The organism is Telluribacter roseus (assembly GCF_017355915.2).
Taxonomy (GTDB): Bacteria; Bacteroidota; Bacteroidia; order Cytophagales; family Spirosomataceae; genus Telluribacter.
On sequence record NZ_JAFEUV020000008.1, the window covers coordinates 149,781 to 170,089 of the forward strand.

The window sequence follows — 20,309 nt, forward strand, 5'->3', positions numbered from 1 at the left end:
AAAACAAACGGGTGTAGTTCAAGGGTAGAATAGCGGTCTCCAAAACCGTTGATGGGAGTTCGAATCTCTCCACCCGTGCTAAGTGTTTATTAGGAAATGGAAAAATTCACCGCATTTTTAAAGTCCTCCTGGGAAGAAATAACCCAGCACGTGACTTGGCCTCCTTACAATGAGTTGCAGTCTAACACGACGCTGGTGCTGGTGGGTTCACTCATCTTTGCCCTGGTTGTAGGTGTAATGGATTTTGTTTTCGAGAACGCACTCAATCTATTTTATCAGTCCTTCTAAGGCATCATTAGCTTTGCCTGAAACCCCCCAAACGGTATGAGTGGTGTTAATTGGTATGTACTGAGAGCTGTATCGGGTCAAGAAAAAAAGATCAAGTCTTACATCGAGAACGAGATCACCCGACAGAGCCTCAACGAATACGTCCCCCAGATCCTGATCCCCGCAGAAAAGGTATATGAAATGCGCAATGGTAAAAAGCGCGTACGGGAAAAGAACTTTTTCCCTGGATATATCATTATCTCCGCAGATCTCTCTAAGGGTGAGGTACTTCACATCCTGACCAGCATACCAGGTGTGATTGGTTTCCTGGGAAATTCAGAAGGGGCTTCAAAGGTACCTGTACCTCTTCGCCAATCAGAAATCAACCGTATTCTGGGTAGAGTGGATGAGGTAGCTCAGGAAGAAGAAGCTCCAAGCATGTCTTTCCTCAAAGGAGAAAGCGTGAAAGTAGTGGATGGTCCTTTCAGTGGCTTTATCGGTACCGTTGAAGAGGTATTTGACGAGAAGAAAAAACTCAACGTAGTTGTAAAAATATTTGGGCGTAGTACGCCCGTCGAACTTAGTTACGCACAAGTAGAAAAGGAAAGTTGAGTGTACGTACGGGCAGGATTGCTTCCCCCTGCAAGTGAGCCGTCCGAACAAGCAACAAACCGACAAATTCAAAAACAATGGCAAAAGAAATAGCTGGATACGTCAAACTCCAAGTGAAGGGTGGCCAGGCCAATCCTTCACCCCCAATCGGTCCTGCCTTAGGATCAAAGGGTTTGAATATCATGGAGTTTTGCAAGCAGTTTAATGGCCGTACACAGGATAAAATGGGTATGGTCTTGCCGGTAGTAATTACATACTACAAGGATAAGTCTTTTGACTTCGTCATTAAGACTCCTCCTGCTGCGATTCTGCTCATGGAAGCAACCAAAATCAAGTCCGGATCGGCTCAGCCTAACCGTACGAAAGTAGGTACTGTTTCATGGGATCAGGTTCGTCAGATTGCTGAAACCAAGATGCCTGACCTGAACTGCTTCACAGTAGATTCAGCGATGAAAATGATCGCAGGTACAGCACGTAGTATGGGTATTACCGTATCAGGCAAAGCCCCGTGGGAAGAAAACAAAGAAGCGTAAATCATTACGCCTAAGCAAACAAGAACATGGGAAAATTGACGAAAAAGAGAAAAGAGGCTCTTTCGAAATATGACGCAACGCAGTCGTATTCCCTGCATCAGGCTGCCGAAATTCTTGGCACGATATCAAGTACTAAATTTGACTCTTCAGTAGATATTGACGTTCGTCTGGGCGTTGATCCCCGTAAGGCTGATCAAATGGTACGTGGTGTAGTAACTCTACCTCACGGTACGGGTAAAGAAGTTCGTGTGCTGGTGTTATGTACGCCTGACAAAGAGGCGGAAGCGAAAGAAGCCGGAGCTGATTACGTAGGTCTGGATGAATTTATCCAAAAGATCGAACAAGGCTGGACGGATGTTGATGTGATCATCACTATGCCAAGTGTTATGGCGAAGGTAGGTCGTCTGGGTAAAATCCTCGGTCCTCGCGGATTGATGCCTAACCCTAAGTCCGGAACTGTAACTACTGACGTGGCAAAAGCAGTACAGGAAGTGAAAGCAGGTAAGATTGATTTCAAGGTTGACAAAACCGGTATCATTCATACCAGCGTTGGAAAGGTCTCTTTCGGCCCTGACAAACTTGTACAGAACGCCCAGGAAGTTATTAATACGCTGGTTCGGCTTAAGCCTTCATCAGCCAAAGGTACGTATGTGAAGAGCATTCACTTGTCAAGCACGATGAGTCCGGGTGTTACGATTGATAAAAACACGATAGCAGGATTATAACCATGACACGGGAAGAAAAAGCAGAAATAATTGACGAGCTGAGTCAGAAGTTCTCCAGCACGCCATACTTCTATATCACCGGTGCAGAAGGCATGTCCGTAGCTGAAGTAAATCAACTTCGCCGTTTGTGCTTTGATCGTGGTATCGAGTATCGTGTGATCAAGAATACGCTGATTAAAAAAGCACTAGAAACATTAGATACTGATTACGCTCCTTTTGAAGAGAAAGTACTGAAGGGACAGTCAGGAGTAATGTTTCATCCGGAGTCAGGCAAAGTCCCTGCACAACTGATCAAAGAATTCCGCAAGAAAGCTGGTAACGATAAGCTGAAGTTCAAAGGTGCTTCGGTAGATTATTCACTCTTCGTAGGTGAAGATCAACTGGAAACCCTATCTACGCTAAAATCGAAGCAGGAGCTTGTTGGAGACGTTATCGGCTTGCTGCAGTCACCTGCCAAGAATGTACTTTCTGCTCTATTGGGTGGTGGTAACAAACTGGCCGGTATCCTTAAGACTTTGTCTGAGAAAGAGGAACAATAGTATTAGAACAACCGCAGGAACTGGCTCAGCCTGTGGGATAATTAAGGGCCACAAATCATTTTCAACTTATTGTGTAATCACTTAATCAAGAATAAAAAATGGCAGATTTGAAAGCTTTCGCAGAGCAGCTTGTTAACCTGACGGTTAAAGAAGTGAACGAACTGGCAGCAATTCTGAAAGACGAATATGGTATTGAGCCGGCAGCTGCTGGTGCAGTAATGGTTGCAGGTGGTGCTGCAGGTGGTGGCGACGCTCCTGCTGCTGCTGAGCAAACGTCTTTTGATGTAATCCTGAAAGAAGCAGGTGCAAGCAAGCTGGCAGTTGTTAAACTGGTAAAAGACTTGACTGGCCTTGGTCTGAAAGAAGCTAAGGAACTGGTAGACGGTGCTCCTAAGCCTGTTAAAGAAGGTGTTGCTAAAGATGAGGCAGAAGCTTTGAAGAAGCAACTCGAAGAGGCTGGCGCCGTTGTAGAAGTGAAGTAATCTTCTTTTCTGCATAGCCGGAATATTCCAGGAATAGGCCTGACTATCGTCAGGTCTTTTCCTGTTTTGTATGCAGATGTGAACTAAGAGTGACAGTTACACGTTATACTTAGTGAATCTGTAAAAATGTAACCCTAAAAGAGTGAGCATCAGGATTTGACGCTTAAAGTAGATTTATCTCTCCTGAGTTCATTATATATCCTATTTCTTCCTTTTGGGAGAGCTTGTCCGAAACACTTCCTTACTCGTAGGAAAGAAGAAGAGGGACCCGCTTTCCGACATATCCTACGAGGCATACGTTTGCGGTTTAAACTGATTAGTGTGTTGTGCTCATTTTAGTCTTGCATCGACACTCCGTTTTTTGTTCTTACAAACCAAAACAAATATAGCCTTGGCTACCAAAACAACTCCCAGAAAAAATTTCGCACGGATAAATCCGGTCATCGATTATCCTGACCTTTTGGCCGTCCAAGTACAATCATTCAGAGATTTCTTTAGTCTTGATACGTCGGCCGAAGACCGGTCGGAGGAAGGACTGTACAAAGTTTTTGCGGAGAACTTCCCTATCGCGGACTCTCGTGAAAACTTCGTACTAGAATTTGTAGATTACCTGTTGGAGCCACCAAAGTACTCAGTTGACGAATCAATTGATCGTGGATTGACTTATGCCGTGCCTCTGAAAGCAAAGTTACGTCTGATCTGTAATGATCCGGATCACGAAGATTTCGAAACCATTGAGCAGGAAGTGTTCTTAGGAAATATTCCTTACATGACTGACAAAGGTTCATTCGTGATCAATGGTGCTGAGCGTGTTATTGTATCACAGCTACACCGCTCACCTGGCGTGTTCTTCTCGATGAGCAAGCACACCAACGGATCTAAGCTTTATTCAGCTCGTATTATTCCATTCAAAGGCTCCTGGATCGAATTCTCAACGGACGTTAACAACGTGATGTATGCGTACATCGACCGTAAGAAGAAGTTCCCGGTTACTACCCTGCTACGTGCTATCGGATTCGGTTCTGATAAAGATATATTGGATCTGTTCGGTCTGTCCGAAGAGATCGGTGCTACCCCCGCTAACCTTAAGAAGGCGGTAGGTCGTCGTCTGGCTGCGCGGGTACTGCGTACATGGACGGAAGACTTCGTAGATGAAGATACCGGTGAAGTAGTGTCTATCCAGCGTAATGAAGTACTGCTGGAGCGTGACTCACTTATCACTGCTGATGATATAGAAGTAATTGTAGATTCAGGTCAGAAGTCGGTAATCCTGCACAAGGAAGACATGAACGTAGCTGACTATAACATCATCTACAATACCCTACAGAAAGATAGCTCAAACTCAGAGAAGGAAGCGGTAGAGCAGATCTATCGTCAGCTCCGTAATGCCGAGGCTCCTGATGAGCAAACCGCTCGTGAAGTAATTCAGAGCTTGTTCTTCAGTGATAAGCGTTATGACCTGGGTGATGTAGGCCGTTACCGTATCAACAAGAAGCTGGGATCAGATACCAGCCTTGACGTACGTGTACTGACTACCGAGGACATCGTCTCGATCGTAAAATACCTGATTGGTCTTATTAATGCCAAGGCCGTAGTGGATGATATAGATCACCTCTCCAACCGCCGTGTTCGTACGGTAGGTGAGCAGCTATATGCTCAGTTTGGAGTAGGTCTGGCTCGTATGGCTCGTACAATCAAAGAGCGTATGAATGTACGGGATAATGAAGACTTTAAACCAGTTGACCTGATCAACGCACGTACTCTGTCGTCGGTGATCAACTCGTTCTTCGGAACCAACCAGCTGTCACAGTTTATGGACCAGACCAACCCGCTGGCTGAGGTGACGCACAAGCGTCGTATGTCAGCCCTCGGACCTGGTGGTCTTTCACGTGAGCGTGCCGGTTTTGAGGTTCGTGACGTACACTACACGCACTATGGTCGTCTGTGTACTATCGAAACTCCCGAAGGTCCGAACATCGGTCTGATCTCTTCGCTATGTACCTATGCTAAAGTAAACGGTATGGGCTTCATCGAAACTCCTTATCGTGTTATTGATGGCAACGGTAAGCTGACCGATGAGATCATATATATGACTGCCGAAGAAGAAGATTCCAAGTACATTGCCCAGGCTAACGCTTCGGTTGACAACAGCGGAAACTTTACGGTAGATAAAATCAAAACCCGTTTTGAGGGTGACTTCCCAATGGTAGATCCGGCGCAGGCGTCTTATATGGACATCGCTGCCAACCAGATCGTATCGGTAGCGGCTTCGCTGATTCCGTTCCTGGAGCACGATGATGCTAACCGTGCCCTGATGGGATCAAACATGCAGCGTCAGGCTGTGCCTCTGTTGCGTCCACAGGCACCAATCGTAGGTACTGGTCTTGAGCAGCGTGTAGCTATGGACTCACGTGCCCTGGTAGTAGCCGAAGGTGATGGTGTGATTGATTACGTAGATGCTGACCGGATCGTAGTACGTTATGACCGTACTGACGAAGATCGTCTGGTTAGCTTCGACGACGACTGCATCACGTACGACCTCGTGAAGTTCCGTCGTACCAACCAGGATACCTGCCTTAACCTTCAGCCTATGGTTCTGAAAGGCCAGAAAGTGAAGAAGGGGGAGGCCCTGTGTCAGGGATACGGTACTGAAGGTGGTGAGCTTGCTCTGGGTCGCAATATGATGGTTGCGTTCATGCCTTGGCAGGGATACAACTTTGAGGATGCCATCGTAATCTCGGAGAAGGTGGTACGTGAGGATATCTTTACCTCCATCCACATTGAAGAGTTCGAGCTTGAAGTTCGTGACACCAAGCGTGGAGAAGAAGAACTAACCGCTGAAATACCGAACGTAAGTGAGGAAACTGTTAGAAACCTTGATGAGAATGGTATCGTTCGCATCGGTACTGAAGTGAAAGAAGGAGATATCCTGATTGGTAAGATCACACCTAAGGGTGAGTCAGATCCAACTCCGGAAGAAAAACTTCTTCGTGCCATCTTCGGTGATAAAGCCGGTGATGTGAAGGATGCTTCCAAGAAAGCGCCACCATCCATGAAAGGGGTGGTTATTGATACAAAACTTTTCTCTCGTCCTACCAAAGAAGAGCGTGCTAAGCACAAAGATGAGCTGAAAATGCTCATGAAGCGTTACAGCCGCGACCTTACTATGCTTCGCGATCATATGATCGATAAGCTGGTAGAGCTTCTGGATGGTAAGACAAGCCAGGGAGTGAAGCATAAATTTGGTGATGAGCTGGTAAGCAAAGGAGTGAAGTTCAACCGCAGAAATATCTCGGAGAACCTGTTCCCATCGGCCAACCCATACCGTGACGAAAGCCAGTACTCCGTAGCCGAAGAAGTAAACCTGATCGGTGATGTACTGACTGACGCCTGGACTGAGGATTCACATCTGAATCGCCTGGTGTCACGTGCCGTACGTAACTACCTCAACCGTCGTAGTGAGCTGATGGGACGCTTCAAGCGTGACCGTTTTGCTCTCGAAGTAGGGGATGAGCTACCAGCAGGTATCGTGAAACTGGCCAAGGTATACATCGCTAAGAAGCGTAAGCTGAAAGTAGGGGATAAGATGGCAGGTCGCCACGGTAACAAAGGGGTAGTAGCCCGTATCGTTCGTGACGAAGATATGCCATTCCTCGAAGATGGTACACCGGTTGACATCGTGCTGAACCCACTGGGGGTACCTTCACGTATGAACATCGGTCAGATCTACGAAACCATTCTGGCGTGGGCCGGTCTGAAGTTGGGACGTCGCTATGCTACGCCTATCTTCGACGGAGCTACCGAGGATGAAGTAGCAGCTGAGCTGAAAGAAGCCGGCCTACCTGACTGGGGACGTACGTACCTGTACAATGGTCTGTCAGGTGAGCGCTTTGACCAGCCTGTAACCGTAGGGCTTATCTATATGATGAAACTGGGTCACCTGGTTGATGATAAGATGCACGCCCGTTCAATCGGACCCTACTCGCTCATTACGCAGCAGCCACTTGGGGGTAAAGCTCAGTTTGGTGGTCAGCGTTTTGGAGAGATGGAAGTGTGGGCACTCGAAGCTTTCGGTGCATCTCACATCCTGCAGGAGATCCTGACTGTGAAGTCAGACGACGTGGTAGGTCGCGCTAAAGCTTACGAGGCTATCGTAAAAGGTGAGAACCTGCCAAAACCAAATATCCCGGAATCATTCAACGTATTGGTGCACGAACTACGTGGTTTGGCACTCGAAATTACGCTGGACTAATACATAGTAAAAGCTGGAAGGGCCCGTCAAAGGCTCTTCCAGCTTACCATTCCGAAGTTTATCTAAGGACTATTGACTCACAGAATAACGATCAACAATATGTCTTTCAAAAAGAACAAAAAACTCAATAGTGACTTTTCCAGCATAACCATCAGTCTGGCGTCACCGGAGTCTATCCTTGAGAGCTCCTACGGTGAAGTAACCCAGCCTGAAACCATCAACTACCGGACTTATAAGCCGGAGATGGGCGGGTTGTTCTGCGAGCGCATTTTTGGACCTGTTAAGGACTGGGAATGTCACTGTGGTAAATACAAGCGTATCCGCTATAAGGGTATCATCTGCGACCGTTGTGGTGTAGAGGTAACCGAGAAGAAGGTACGCCGTGAGCGCATGGGACACATCGAACTGGTGGTGCCCGTAGCTCACATCTGGTACTTCCGCAGCTTGCCTAACAAGATCGGGTACCTGTTAGGATTGTCTACCAAGAAGCTCGATCAGATTATCTATTACGAGCGGTATGTGGTAGTACAATCTGGTATCAAAGGAGAAGATGGTGTCAATGCGATGGACTTCCTGACCGAAGACGAGTACCTTGATATCATTGACAAGCTGCCCCGCGACAACCAGATGTTGCCGGACACAGATCCTAATAAGTTCATCGCCAAGATGGGTGCTGACGCGCTGGAAATGCTGCTGAACCGCATCAATCTGGACGAACTGTCATATGAACTGCGTCATCAGGCTGCTACGGATACTTCGCAGCAGCGTAAGGCTGAGGCTCTTAAGCGTCTGAAAGTAGTAGAAGCTTTCCGTGATGCTAATACACGCGTAGAGAACCGCCCTGAGTGGATGGTGATCAAGATGGTACCTGTAATTCCACCCGAATTACGTCCATTGGTACCTCTGGATGGTGGTCGCTTTGCAACCTCTGACCTGAATGATCTGTACCGTCGTGTAATTATCCGTAACAACCGTCTGAAGCGTCTGATCGAGATTAAGGCACCTGAGGTGATCCTTCGTAACGAGAAACGTATGCTACAGGAAGCGGTAGATTCACTGTTTGATAACAGCCGTAAGGTAAACGCCGTACGTTCGGAAGGTAACCGTGCTCTGAAATCACTTTCGGATATGCTGAAAGGTAAGCAGGGACGTTTCCGTCAGAACCTACTTGGTAAGCGGGTTGACTACTCAGGTCGTTCGGTAATCGTAGTAGGTCCTGAGCTGAAGCTGCACGAGTGTGGTCTGCCTAAGGACATGGCGGCTGAGCTATTCAAGCCGTTCATTATCCGTAAGCTCATCGAGCGTGGTATCGTCAAAACAGTGAAATCAGCGAAGAAGATCGTAGACCGTAAGGATCCTGTGATCTGGGATATTCTGGAAAATGTATTGAAAGGACACCCCGTTCTGCTGAACCGGGCTCCAACGCTACACCGTCTGGGTATCCAGGCATTCCAGCCTAAGCTGATCGAAGGAAAAGCTATTCAGCTGCACCCGCTGGTATGTACTGCGTTCAACGCCGACTTTGATGGTGACCAGATGGCCGTTCACGTGCCACTTGGACAGGAGGCAGTACTTGAAGCGTCGATGCTGATGCTTTCTTCGCACAACATCCTGAACCCTGCCAACGGAGCACCTATCACGGTACCTTCGCAGGACATGGTGTTGGGTCTGTACTACGTAACCAAAGGTCGTAAGAACACACCTGAGTATCCTATTGCAGGTGAAGGTATGACTTTCTACGGTCCTGACGAGGTAGTAATCGCTATCAACGAAGGTCGTATCTCTAAGCACGCTCACATCAAGTGTCGTGTACGGGTACGTAACGAAGATGGTAGCTTCGAAACAAAACTGATCGAAACCGTAGCCGGACGTGTTCTGTTCAACCAGCACGTACCCGACGAGGTAGGATATATCAACGAGCTGCTTACCAAGAAGAAGCTGCAGCAAATCATTGGTCAGGTATTCAAACTGGCTGGTGGTGCTCGTACTGCACACTTCCTGGATGATATTAAGGAGCTTGGATTCCAGATGGCCTTCAAAGGTGGTTTGTCTATCGGTCTTAGCGACGTGATGGTACCTGCCGAGAAGGAGAAACTGGTAGAAGAAGCCAAGAAAGATGTAGAAGGTGTTTGGAGTAACTACCTGATGGGTCTGATTACGGAGAACGAGCGTTACAACCAGGTGATTGATATTTGGACGCGTGTAAACTCCCGTATCACCGAGACGCTGATGAAGCAGCTCGAAGCCGATCAGGGTGGATTTAACTCTATCTACATGATGATGCACTCAGGTGCCCGTGGTTCGCGCGAGCAGATCCGTCAGCTGGGTGGTATGCGTGGTTTGATGGCTAAGCCTCAGAAGAACCTCGCTGGTGGAGCCGGAGAAATCATCGAGAACCCGATCCTTTCTAACTTCAAAGAGGGGCTTGACGTACTCGAGTACTTTATCTCTACCCACGGTGCTCGTAAAGGTCTTGCCGATACGGCTCTTAAAACAGCCGATGCAGGTTACCTGACCCGTCGTCTGCACGACGTAGCACAGGATGTGGTAGTGGTAGAGGAAGATTGCGGTACCCTGCGTGGTATCCAGATCTCCGCTCTGAAAGACAACGAAGATATCGTAGAGCCACTGTCAGAGCGTATTCTGGGTCGTGTGAGCGTTCACGATGTATTCGATCCGTTGAATGGTCAGATGATCGTTGAATCGGGTCAGGAGATCACTGAAGAGATCGCCGCCTACATCGACGAGACTAGCATCGACAGCGTAGAAATTCGCTCCGTGCTGACTTGCGAAACCCGCAACGGTGTATGTGCCAAGTGTTACGGACGTAGCCTTGCATCAGGCCGAATGGTAGACAATGGTGAGGCAGTAGGAGTTATTGCTTCTCAGTCTATCGGTGAGCCTGGTACACAGCTTACACTCCGTACCTTCCACGTGGGTGGTACCGCTTCAAACATTGCCGTAGATGCCAACATCAAGGCTAAGTTTGAAGGTCTGATCCAGTTTGAAGATCTTCGTCTGGTAGAATCTACCAACTCCGAAGGCGATCCGATCACAGTAGTAATGGGTCGTTCGGGTGAGGTGAAGATCGTACACCCTGAAACGAAGCAGCTGCTTATCTCTAACAACGTACCTTACGGTGCGCACCTGCAGGTGAAAGAAGGAGATATCGTATTCAAAGGACAGGAACTATGTACCTGGGATCCATATAACGCAGTAATTCTTTCGGAGTTTGACGGTTCTGTACAGTTCGACGCTATCGAGGAAGGTATCACCTACCGCGAAGAGTTTGACGAGCAGACCGGTTTCCAGGAGGCTGTAATTATCGAAACCCGCGACAAGACCAAGAACCCGGCTCTGGTCGTGAAAGGTAAGAGTAACCTGCTGAAAGATCAGACCGAGAAATCATATAACCTACCTGTAGGATCACGTCTGGTAGTGAAGAACGGTGCTGCTGTAAAAGCAGGACAGCCGCTGGCCAAGATCCCACGTGTAGTAGGTAAGACCCGCGATATCACGGGAGGTCTGCCACGTGTTACCGAACTTTTCGAAGCTCGTAACCCATCTAACCCTGCAACCGTGAGTGAAATCGACGGTGTAGTAAGCTACGGTGGTGTGAAGCGTGGTAACCGCGAAATCATCATCGAATCACGTGATGGCGTACAGCGTCGTTATATGGTGGCTCTGTCGAAGCACATTCTGGTACAGGATGGAGACTTCGTACGGGCAGGTGATCCGCTGTCAGACGGAGCTATTACTCCGGCCGACATCCTTTCTATCAAAGGACCTACCGCGGTACAGGAGTACCTGGTAAATGAAATTCAGGAAGTATACCGTCTGCAGGGTGTGAAGATCAACGATAAGCACATCGAGTGTATCGTACGCCAGATGATGCAGAAGGTGGAGATTCTTGACGCTGGTGATACCAACTTCCTCGAAATGCAGCCGGTAGATCGCTGGGTGTTCCGCGAGGAGAACGACAAGATCCTTGACATGAAAGTAGTTGAGGACGCCGGAGATTCAGAAACTCTGAAACCTGGTATGATCGTGTCGGTACGTCGCCTGCGCGATGAGAACTCAAGCCTGAAGCGTCGTGACCTGCGCCTCGTGAAAGCACGTGATGCACAGGCGGCGGTAGCAAGACCAACGCTGATGGGTATTACTCAGGCTTCACTGGGTACCGAAAGCTTCGTGTCTGCGGCTTCATTCCAGGAGACCACCAAAGTACTTAGCGAAGCGGCAGTACGCGGTAAGCGTGACGAACTGAACGGTCTGAAGGAGAACGTGATCGTAGGTCACCTGATCCCGGCCGGTACCGGTATGCGTCGCTACACCGACCTGATCGTAGGTTCGAAAGAAGAGTTCGATACTCTGGTAGAATCTCGCGAAAAATCAGCTCGTAAGAAGCGCGAACTGGCCCAGTAATTGCTATTCGTACAGTATAAATACAAAAGCCAGCCTCATTCCTGAGGCTGGCTTTTTATTGTAAAAGTATAGCTTTGTAAAAATTAACTACTTTGTATCATGAAAGACAATAATCAGGATTTTGAACAGCAGATTAACATAGAGTTATCTGAAGAAATGGCCGAGGGGATATACTCTAACCTGGCTATGATCGCTCATTCCAACAGTGAATTTATCGTAGATTTTATACGGCTTATGCCCGGAGTACCCAAGGCCAAGGTAAAAGCTCGGATCATTCTGACCCCTGAGCATGCCAAGCGTCTCCTGTTAGCCCTGAATGATAATATTCGTAAGTATGAAGACGCACATGGTACTATCCAGCAGACTTCCGAAGACGGACCCAGCTTCAACTTCCCGATGAGCTTCGGAGGTCCCGGAGGTGAAGCATAAGCGCTGCCAGTGCAGCTCAGGAGCAGGATTTCATAATTAATCCTCTGACTCATTGACCAAAAGCTCCTCCGGCTCGTTTAGTATTACAGACAAACCTTTGAGAAAACTAATGAAGATACCAAGCCTACGTCTATGGGTCTTGATCTTTAGCTTATTGAGCGGACTGAGCGCCTTCGCGCAGGAAGCTGATAAGTCAAAGTATGACCATCATGTACTGTTTCATCCTCTGTTCAACTTTCAGCCCGGTAATGAATACCGTACGGGGGGAGGTTCACCCGGCCCGGCCTACTGGCAGAACCGCGCTGATTACAAAATTAATGTGACGCTGGATGAGGCAGCCGCCACCCTGAATGGCGATGTAGAAATTACCTATAAGAATAACAGCCCCGAAGCGCTGGAGTTTGTATGGCTACAACTGGATCAGAACGCATTCAGCGCTCATTCGCGTGGTGCCAAAACTACTCCCATTACCGGAGGCCGCTTTGGGAACCTGGGCTTTGATGGAGGCAATACCATCAAAAGCGTAACAGTACAGCAAGGTAAGGGCAAGGCTACCGAAGCCAACTACCAAATCACCGATACCCGGATGCAGATCCGCCTGTCGGATCCTGTTAAAGCCAACGGCGATGTCATTAAGATCCGTATTGGCTACTCGTTCAAGATACCCCAGTATGGCTCAGACCGGATGGGTACCTTACAGACCAAGAATGGGATTATTTACGAGATTGCTCAGTGGTACCCTCGCATGAGCGTATATGATGATATCGAAGGCTGGAACCTGCTCCCTTACCTGGGCGCTGGTGAGTTTTACCTCGAGTATGGTGACTTCGAGTATGCCGTTACGGTACCGTGGGATCACATAGTAGTAGGCTCCGGCGACCTGATCAACGCCAGCGAAGTACTTACCGGCGAGCAGCTCAGACGCATGGATCAGGCTCGTAAGAGTGACCAGACGGTCATGATCCGTTCTGCCGAAGAGGTGACCAATCCGGCTTCGCGCCCCAAAAAGTCAGGTACTCAGACGTGGCGGTTCCGCTGTCAGAATGCCCGCGATATAGCCTGGGCTACTTCCAAGGCATTTATCTGGGATGCTGCCCGTATCAATCTTCCCAGTGGCAAGACAGCCCTGGCGCAGTCGGTGTATCCGGTTGAGGACAGCGGCAGAGAAGGCTGGGGCCGTTCGACCGAGTACGTAAAAGGAAGCATTGAGTTCTACTCCAACTACGTGTACGAATACACCTACCCCGTAGCTACCAACGTAGCCGGTATCGTGGGAGGTATGGAGTATCCCGGTATTATATTCTGCAGCCATAGCGACCGTAACGAGGACCTCTGGAACGTAACTGACCACGAGTTTGGGCACAACTGGTTCCCGATGATCGTGGGTAACAACGAGCGCAAGTACGCCTGGATGGACGAAGGATTCAATACCTTCATCAACTTCCTTTCTACTGATAACTTCAACAACGGAGAGTTCCGTAACGATCAGCTGCAGGATCTGCATCGGGTAGCGCCTATGATCCATCGTCCAGGTGCTGACCCTATCATGACCATTCCGGACGTAGTACAGGCCCGTAACCTGGGCTGGGAGGCCTACTACAAGCCTGCCATTGGTCTGGTGATGCTCCGTGAGCAGGTACTGGGTAAAGAGCGTTTTGACTACGCCTTCCGCCAGTACGTGAAGCGCTGGGCCTTTAAGCATCCTACTCCTTACGATTTCTTCCGTACTGTTGAGGATGCCGCCGGAGAGGACCTGGGCTGGTTCTGGAAAGGCTGGTTCTTTGAGAACTACAAGCTGGACCAGGCCGTGAAAGAAGTTACCTACATAGAGCAGAATCCACAGAAAGGTTCAGTTATCACCATTGACAATCTGGAGCAGTGGGCTATGCCGGCTACCATCGAACTGGAAGAGGTAAGTGGTAAGAAAACGCGCGTAGAACTGCCGGTGGAAGTATGGCAGCGCGGTGGAAGCTGGTCTTTCCGTGCTGCTACGGAGCAGCCATTGCGTTCAGTGACGATCGATCCGGACCATAAATTACCGGACGTGAATCCCCGCAACAATACCTGGAAACCTTCGCCCGTAGGTTCGTCCATGACCAACTAGTATAAATGAGGTAGTTATCTGCCAATAAAGTAGCCGTAAGAGCCGCTATGACCCGATCATCAGGTCATAGCGGCTCTTGTATTTTTGTATAGGATATCTACCGGATATTTTGCAAATTTAGGAACAATAGAACAGCCATGAATTATGATAAAGCTGTTGTTCCTTCTGGCGGCTTCATTATTTTATCTGATCCCGATCTGTTCGCGGGCTCAGCAAAAAGCTTTTGGCTTTCATCTGGTACAGCAGCGGAAGAGTGTGCGGGTACCTTTCAAGCTCCATGCCAATCTGGTCATTGTACCTGTTCAGATCAACAACTCCGATACCCTGCATTTTATCCTGGACTCAGGAGTGAGTACCATTATCGTTACCGATCCGGAGATTGCCAAGTTCGTCGATAAGGGATATACCCGTACGGTTACGATTGATGGGGTAGGGAACGAGGCATCCCGAAAAGCCACTGTTAGTATCGGTAATACATTCCGGATGCCACACATCCAGGCCTTCGATCAGAATCTGGTCGTGCTGGAAAACGATATGCTGAAGCTGTCGGAGTTTCTGGGTACTCCCATTCATGGTATTTTCGGCTATGAGCTATTTGAGCGTTTTGTCATTACTATTGATTTTCGTCGGCAGGAGCTTATCCTGAGGCCGCCCGAGCACTACCAGTACCGGCGCAAGTACGGCGACAAGCTCCCGATCCAGATTGAGAACCGGCGTCCCTACCTGAGTACTGTACAGATTACCGATAGGGGAGAGAAGAAGAATGTACAAATGCTACTGGATACGGGAGCCGGGCACGCGCTGATGCTGGATACCTATTCATCCAATGTTTCACTTCCTGATAAGGTAGTCCGGGTACAGCTGGGAGTGGGATTGGGAGGAGCTGTGAGTGGGCATCTGGGGCGGTTGCCGAAGCTACAGGTGGGACGATTTGAGCTGCATGATGTACTTTCTTCCTTTCCTGATAACTCCTCGTTCGGGGCCAAGATCAACTCCATGGGCAGACGACAGGGAAATATCGGAGGAGAGCTGCTCCGTCGCTTTGTGGTCACATTCCATTACAAAGGGCAGTACGTTGTGCTGAAGCCCATAAAAAGCGCTCTACGGGAGACGTTTGAACATGATATGAGCGGGCTGGAGCTCCGAGCCAAGGGCGACAAGTACAACAGCTACGTAGTAGATCACGTGAAGGAAGATTCGCCCGCGTACTATGCCGGAGTGCAGAAAGATGACAAGCTTATGTTTATCAATAGTACTCCGGCCAGTAATCTGTCACTTACCGAAATAAATAAAACGCTACAGCGTAAAGAAGGAAAGGAGATAGATCTGGTACTGAAGCGTGGGGATGAACTGATAGTGACGAGCTTTGTATTGAAACGGATCATCTAACAATCCCGCTTTGAGGGAGTGGTTGTGGTACACGTATCATCCAAACAGGCTGCCTGATAGAGCAGCCTGTTTGGATGATAAGCTATATTGTAGGCTTACTATACCTCTATGAGCATAGCTCCAAAAGAGTAGCCACCTCCAAATACCGTTACGACGATACGGTCCCCCTTCTTGAAGCGATCCTGGTTTTCGGACAGGGCTATGGCACAGCCGGCACAGCCGGTGTTTCCGTAACGCTGAATGTTGGAGATGAGTTTTTCTTCCGGAATACCCAGTGTGTTGATGACATTCAAACTAATGCGGTGGTTGGCCTGGTGAGGGATCAGGTAATCCACGTCATTGATGGTTAGTCCGCAACGCTCCAGTACCTGCTGGCTCACTTTCGGCATGTAGATACAGGCATACTGGAACACATCACGACCATGCGGCATAATAACGCCCCGTTCGTTGGGACGCAGTACTACCCCCTCCGTAGCCTTACCACTGGTAGCGGCACCGCCCGTAATCACCTCCTGAATGTACATATCAGAGTCAGACAGGCGCTCCTTTGACAGCAGCAGAGCCGAGGCTCCATCTCCCCACAGGTGTCCCGATACGGTATCCCGCTCATTGTTGTAGGCCGTGTTATGATCCGACACCACTACAATAGCTTTGGAGGCTTTTCCCAGAGCGAAGTACCCCTGCACGACCTCAATGGCGTTGATCAGCGACGAGCAGGCCGACGATACCGATACTACCGGAATATCGGGTACCCCTACATAATGCTGCACGGCGTGAGCCAAAGATACGATGGTATCGTAAGGCGTATAGGTAGCTCCTACGATCAGATCTATTTCGTTCTTGCTGTAAGGACTTGATTCAAGCAATAGCTTTACGGCTTCAATAGCCATCGAGGAGGTGTTCTCTCCCTCGCCAGCTTTACGACGTTCACAGATTCCTGTCCGTGAAATGATCCATTCGCTGGAAAGATTATTTAATTCTGTAAAATACTCATTGCCAACTACTTCTGATGGAAGATAATGGCTTACTTTATTTATATACATGGTTAAGAAAATGTCTTTACAAGAAGCATTTCAAAATACGGCCGAAAGTTAAATATTTCATAGAGGGCGTGGTATTGTATATTTGAACAATTAAATAATAACTTATTATAATTATAATAGTTATGACTAATCGTTGTAATTAGCTGGTACCTGCTGATACGGGCCCCGCAATACTGCTGTAAAGCCTCAGAAGAAGGCTTTCTTCCAGGTGCCAGTTATACTCTTTTTCTACGGCCTGTCTTCCCCGCTGGCCCATGGCCGCGGCTTCGTCCGGGTGTTCAATCAGCCATTGCAGCGCATCAGCTACGGCATCAGCATTATACGGAGAAATACAAAATCCGCACTGGTTATGTTCAACTACCTCACGATACAGTGGGAAATCAGACGTAACGACGGGTAGACCCATAGCCATGTACTCGAACAGTTTGGTCGTGTAGGAATCGGGGTAGTCGCCTACGGGTTTGAGCAGCGCTATACCGGCTATGGCACCATGAGCATAGGGCAAGGCAACGCGCAAATCGGTATAGCCATAGAAAGTAAGGTGCGGCTGTACCAACTCAAAGCCCGGTAGAGTATGCGCCTCCTGCCAGTCGAACTGAACGGGGCCGAAAAAATGTACCCGGAAGTCAGGATATGTGCTTCTCAATTTAACTAAGGCAGCTACCAGCGTATCAAAGGATCTTTCCATAGATATGACGCCACTATAAAAGAACGTCGGATAAGCTGGCGCGGGTGAGGCCGCGCCTTTGTACTGATCCACGAAAGGGAGCGATACATAGTTGTGAATGACGGTAGCCGGGTATCGTGTATTTCGGTACTCTGTAAGGTAGGCATGCTCGGTCAGGACGTACCTGAAGTGGCGCCTGGCCTTGTGGTCAAACCAGCGGAAGAGCTGCTGAAACAGGGGCTCGTTGTTGTAGCGCTTAAGCGAAAACTTCTTGTACAGGTTTTCCTGTACTTCGTAGATTACCTCAGAGCCCAGCCATCTGAAAAGAAAAGCCATGGGCAGGAGCTCCGGTACGAATATATGGACTACCTCCGGCCGTAGCCTCAGGCATTTCCATAGTACTACCGGGTGGCAGAACAGGAGCCGGAAGAGCAGCCTGCTGAAATAGGGCAGCCGGATCATGGTAGTATGCCTGCCCGAAACGGAGGAAGCCGTAGCATTAGGTAAGGCACAGTATACCTCATACTCACTAGCGAGAGCCGGAGCTATCTTATACACAATGCGCGGATCGGTGGGCGGATGTACAGTACTCAGTAGGAGAACGCTGGGCCTCATGCTTCGGTTACGATGGCTACTCCCGCCGAGGTACCTATACGGTCGGCTCCTGCTTCGATAAAGGCAATGGCCTGCTCGCGGGTACGGATACCACCCGAAGCTTTTATCTTAGTATGAGCGGGCAGAATGGACCGCATTTGCCGCACGGTATCCAGTTCAGCTCCTTTGGGCGAAAAGCCGGTTGAGGTTTTGACAAAGTCAGCACCGGCTTCAACGCATATTTCGCAGGCGGTGTGCAGTTCAAAGAGGTCCAGGTAGGCCGTTTCGATGATGACCTTGAGCAGCGCGTTCTGCTCGTGGGAGAGGGTAGCCAGCTGGCGAAGCTCTTCGCGTACGCTGAGGTACGCCATGGACTTAAACTGCGATAGGTTAATGACTACGTCCAGCTCGGTAGCGCCATCACGCAGGGCATTCTCGGCTTCCCGGAGCTTGGTATCGGTAGTGGAGTACCCCAGCGGAAATCCTATCACGGTGGCGATCTCAATGCGCACCGGGCAGAACTCCAGCATATCTTTGGTATAACCTACATAGGTAGGAGCCACGCATACTGCCTTAAACTGTTGTATCCAGGCTTCTTCGCAAAGCTTCCGGACGTCGGTTTCACTGGCAGTGGGACTTAGTAAGGTATGATCTATGTAGGAAGATAAGCTGTTCATAGGGGTATGCTCAATAGGCGGGAAAGATAAAGCAAAAACCCCGTCGGTCCGACGGGGCTCGCTTTATGTCATCGATCGGCACAGGCCGATCGGATATAGCTGATTAGGCTTTGTTCTTTTTGGCCTTGCCACCTTTTGCTTCGGCTTCGTCGCTGGCTTCTACGGGCGCTGACTCTTCTGTTTCGGCTGTTTCCACAGTGGCTGTATCCACAGTGGCTGTTTCCTCAGCAGTTGTTTCTTCAGTAGCAGCCTCCGCAGGAGCTACAAAAGCCTCGGGTGCATACTGAGACAGGAGGTTGTACCAGTTGATGATCTTCTTGATATCAGAGATGTATACCCGTGAGCGGTCAAACTCCGGCAGTACATCATTCATAAACTCAATGAGGTCCTTGTCAGAGGCAGTCTTAGTGTCCAGCTCTACCTCATTACCGTACTTCTCATTGATCTGCATAAATACATCGGCCAGAGGTACGGAGTCCTCAGCTCCATCGGTGAATACCGATACATCTTTCAGTACCGATACCCGCGCTGTGGGGCCGATCATTGTTTTCTCTCTTTTTTCATTGAGGCTCTCAACGATCACACCAGCGCGGCTGGGTTTGAGAATACGGTACAAGCCACTTTTACCCGAAATATTGGCAATCTCTTTTAACAAATCCATACCTGCAGATTCTTCTTTTACACTTATTTATATATTGATAACTAGATATTTAGCAAACGGATGAGTACTTGAAATCAGGATGAGGCCCGGTTTCTGTCCGCAAAATAACGGAAAGATTAGGCGGCAAACAACTCTACCGCGACCTTGCCTCTTCAAACGCCAGATTATAGTTCTCTATTGTCTCAAGTAAGGCTTCGCGTCCTTCTCCTTTCTCGGATGAGGTCACAAATATCGGCGGTAGCTCTTCCCACACTTCCAGTAGCTTCTGTTTGTAGCTTTCTACGTGCGTCAGTACCTGATTACTCTTTTTCAGTTTATCTACCTTGGTGAATACTATATGAAACGGTACACCATCCTGCCCCAGCTTCTCCATAAATTCAAGATCAACCCGCTGTGGATCGTGGCGACTATCTATCAGCACGAAGGTACACACCAGGTTGGGCCGGTTGCGGAGGTAGTTGTCAATCATAGGCTGCCAGCTTTCCCGATCCGTCTTGCTCACCTTGGCATAACCGTAGCCGGGTAAGTCTACCAGGTACCAGGAGTCATTGATCATAAAATGGTTGATCAGTTGGGTCTTGCCCGGCTGCTGGGACGTTTTAGCCAGATTTTTGCGATCTGTAAGCATGTTGATCAGCGAAGACTTACCGACGTTGGAGCGTCCGATAAAAGCATACTCCGGCCTATCCGGCTCCGGACACAGGCGGTAGTCAGTATTACTTGTTACAAATTTCGCTTCTTTAATCTTCATGATACACCTGGTTTGTAGGTGTACAAAGGTACACCATTTTTGTCCTAACACCGAATGAACCAGCCTTTATGGAGTGTGTATGGGTTGATTAATAGTACAATTAAAATTTATTTTATAATTTGGTGGGACAAAATCCGGAACGCCTCACTACCTCTGAAT

16 protein-coding genes and 1 tRNA gene are annotated in these 20,309 nt (G+C 48.8%); 12 read left to right on the forward strand and 5 right to left on the reverse strand.

The genetic code is table 11. The features are described from left to right. Nucleotides 1-7: 7 nt before the first annotated feature. The 12 genes from JTN23_RS15935 (at nucleotide 8) to JTN23_RS15990 (ending at nucleotide 15,757) form a co-directional block, all read left to right on the forward strand. Nucleotides 8-78 (forward strand) — tRNA-Trp (locus JTN23_RS15935). Between the two features lie 18 nt (nucleotides 79-96). Next, on the forward strand, nucleotides 97-288 hold the full coding sequence (gene secE, locus JTN23_RS15940; RefSeq protein WP_247235915.1) for a preprotein translocase subunit SecE: 192 nt from the start codon (nucleotides 97-99) through the stop codon (nucleotides 286-288). A gap of 36 nt (nucleotides 289-324) precedes the next feature. Beyond that, nucleotides 325-879 (forward strand): transcription termination/antitermination protein NusG, encoded by a 555-nt coding sequence (gene nusG, locus JTN23_RS15945; protein ID WP_247235918.1) that lies wholly within the window; start codon nucleotides 325-327, stop codon nucleotides 877-879. A gap of 77 nt (nucleotides 880-956) precedes the next feature. Next, nucleotides 957-1,412, forward strand: a complete 456-nt coding sequence (rplK, locus tag JTN23_RS15950; RefSeq protein WP_247235923.1) for a 50S ribosomal protein L11 — start codon at nucleotides 957-959, stop codon at nucleotides 1,410-1,412. 26 nt (nucleotides 1,413-1,438) lie between these two features. Continuing rightward, nucleotides 1,439-2,137: a 50S ribosomal protein L1 gene (gene rplA / locus JTN23_RS15955; protein WP_247235925.1), complete on the forward strand. Its 699-nt coding sequence runs from the start codon at nucleotides 1,439-1,441 to the stop codon at nucleotides 2,135-2,137. A 2-nt stretch (nucleotides 2,138-2,139) separates the two neighbouring features. After that, nucleotides 2,140-2,676, forward strand: a complete 537-nt coding sequence (gene rplJ / locus JTN23_RS15960; protein ID WP_247235926.1) for a 50S ribosomal protein L10 — start codon at nucleotides 2,140-2,142, stop codon at nucleotides 2,674-2,676. Nucleotides 2,677-2,774: 98 nt separating this feature from the next. Next, entirely contained in the window at nucleotides 2,775-3,158 is a 384-nt protein-coding gene (gene rplL, locus JTN23_RS15965) for a 50S ribosomal protein L7/L12 (RefSeq protein WP_247235927.1), read from the forward strand. Between the two features lie 391 nt (nucleotides 3,159-3,549). Further along, nucleotides 3,550-7,410, forward strand: coding sequence for a DNA-directed RNA polymerase subunit beta (rpoB, locus tag JTN23_RS15970; protein WP_262918544.1), 3,861 nt, complete (start codon nucleotides 3,550-3,552; stop codon nucleotides 7,408-7,410). Between the two features lie 99 nt (nucleotides 7,411-7,509). Next, nucleotides 7,510-11,835 (forward strand): DNA-directed RNA polymerase subunit beta', encoded by a 4,326-nt coding sequence (gene rpoC, locus JTN23_RS15975; RefSeq protein WP_247235928.1) that lies wholly within the window; start codon nucleotides 7,510-7,512, stop codon nucleotides 11,833-11,835. A gap of 99 nt (nucleotides 11,836-11,934) precedes the next feature. Beyond that, on the forward strand, nucleotides 11,935-12,264 hold the full coding sequence (locus JTN23_RS15980; protein WP_247235929.1) for a DUF3467 domain-containing protein: 330 nt from the start codon (nucleotides 11,935-11,937) through the stop codon (nucleotides 12,262-12,264). 109 nt (nucleotides 12,265-12,373) lie between these two features. After that, complete coding sequence (locus JTN23_RS15985; protein ID WP_247235930.1) at nucleotides 12,374-14,368, forward strand: M1 family metallopeptidase; 1,995 nt, start codon at nucleotides 12,374-12,376, stop codon at nucleotides 14,366-14,368. A 144-nt stretch (nucleotides 14,369-14,512) separates the two neighbouring features. After that, nucleotides 14,513-15,757, forward strand: a complete 1,245-nt coding sequence (locus tag JTN23_RS15990) for an aspartyl protease family protein (RefSeq protein ID WP_247235931.1) — start codon at nucleotides 14,513-14,515, stop codon at nucleotides 15,755-15,757. Between the two features lie 98 nt (nucleotides 15,758-15,855). On the opposite strand, the gene JTN23_RS15995 is transcribed toward JTN23_RS15990, so the two are convergent. From JTN23_RS15995 to yihA, 5 genes are all read right to left on the reverse strand, one after another. After that, on the reverse strand, nucleotides 15,856-16,800 hold the full coding sequence (locus tag JTN23_RS15995) for a 3-oxoacyl-ACP synthase III family protein (protein ID WP_247235932.1): 945 nt from the start codon (nucleotides 16,798-16,800) through the stop codon (nucleotides 15,856-15,858). 139 nt (nucleotides 16,801-16,939) lie between these two features. Then, nucleotides 16,940-18,082 carry a glycosyltransferase gene (locus JTN23_RS16000; protein ID WP_247235934.1) on the reverse strand — a complete coding sequence of 381 codons (1,143 nt, stop codon included), beginning with the start codon at nucleotides 18,080-18,082 and terminating at the stop codon, nucleotides 16,940-16,942. Then, complete coding sequence (gene deoC, locus JTN23_RS16005; RefSeq protein WP_247235936.1) at nucleotides 18,079-18,738, reverse strand: deoxyribose-phosphate aldolase; 660 nt, start codon at nucleotides 18,736-18,738, stop codon at nucleotides 18,079-18,081. The genes JTN23_RS16000 and deoC overlap by 4 nt, the downstream gene beginning before the upstream one ends. A 103-nt stretch (nucleotides 18,739-18,841) precedes the next feature. Next, on the reverse strand, nucleotides 18,842-19,399 hold the full coding sequence (locus JTN23_RS16010) for a DUF5606 family protein (protein WP_247235938.1): 558 nt from the start codon (nucleotides 19,397-19,399) through the stop codon (nucleotides 18,842-18,844). A 133-nt stretch (nucleotides 19,400-19,532) separates the two neighbouring features. After that, complete coding sequence (gene yihA, locus JTN23_RS16015; protein ID WP_247235947.1) at nucleotides 19,533-20,150, reverse strand: ribosome biogenesis GTP-binding protein YihA/YsxC; 618 nt, start codon at nucleotides 20,148-20,150, stop codon at nucleotides 19,533-19,535. Between the last annotated feature and the right edge of the window lie 159 nt (nucleotides 20,151-20,309).

Bases quoted from the DNA above. Each gene is read 5' to 3' on its own strand.
- rplJ (WP_247235926.1), top strand. From the start codon at position 2,140: ATGACACGGGAAGAAAAAGCAGAAATAATTGACGAGCTGAGTCAGAAG.
- JTN23_RS15990 (WP_247235931.1), top strand. From the start codon at position 14,513: ATGATAAAGCTGTTGTTCCTTCTGGCGGCTTCATTATTTTATCTGATC.
- rplL (WP_247235927.1), top strand. From the start codon at position 2,775: ATGGCAGATTTGAAAGCTTTCGCAGAGCAGCTTGTTAACCTGACGGTT.
- rplK (WP_247235923.1), top strand. From the start codon at position 957: ATGGCAAAAGAAATAGCTGGATACGTCAAACTCCAAGTGAAGGGTGGC.
- deoC (WP_247235936.1), bottom strand. From the start codon at position 18,738: ATGAACAGCTTATCTTCCTACATAGATCATACCTTACTAAGTCCCACT.
- rplA (WP_247235925.1), top strand. From the start codon at position 1,439: ATGGGAAAATTGACGAAAAAGAGAAAAGAGGCTCTTTCGAAATATGAC.
- JTN23_RS16000 (WP_247235934.1), bottom strand. From the start codon at position 18,082: ATGAGGCCCAGCGTTCTCCTACTGAGTACTGTACATCCGCCCACCGAT.
- yihA (WP_247235947.1), bottom strand. From the start codon at position 20,150: ATGAAGATTAAAGAAGCGAAATTTGTAACAAGTAATACTGACTACCGC.
- rpoC (WP_247235928.1), top strand. From the start codon at position 7,510: ATGTCTTTCAAAAAGAACAAAAAACTCAATAGTGACTTTTCCAGCATA.
- nusG (WP_247235918.1), top strand. From the start codon at position 325: ATGAGTGGTGTTAATTGGTATGTACTGAGAGCTGTATCGGGTCAAGAA.
- JTN23_RS15980 (WP_247235929.1), top strand. From the start codon at position 11,935: ATGAAAGACAATAATCAGGATTTTGAACAGCAGATTAACATAGAGTTA.
- JTN23_RS15985 (WP_247235930.1), top strand. From the start codon at position 12,374: ATGAAGATACCAAGCCTACGTCTATGGGTCTTGATCTTTAGCTTATTG.
- JTN23_RS16010 (WP_247235938.1), bottom strand. From the start codon at position 19,399: ATGGATTTGTTAAAAGAGATTGCCAATATTTCGGGTAAAAGTGGCTTG.
- JTN23_RS15995 (WP_247235932.1), bottom strand. From the start codon at position 16,800: ATGTATATAAATAAAGTAAGCCATTATCTTCCATCAGAAGTAGTTGGC.
- secE (WP_247235915.1), top strand. From the start codon at position 97: ATGGAAAAATTCACCGCATTTTTAAAGTCCTCCTGGGAAGAAATAACC.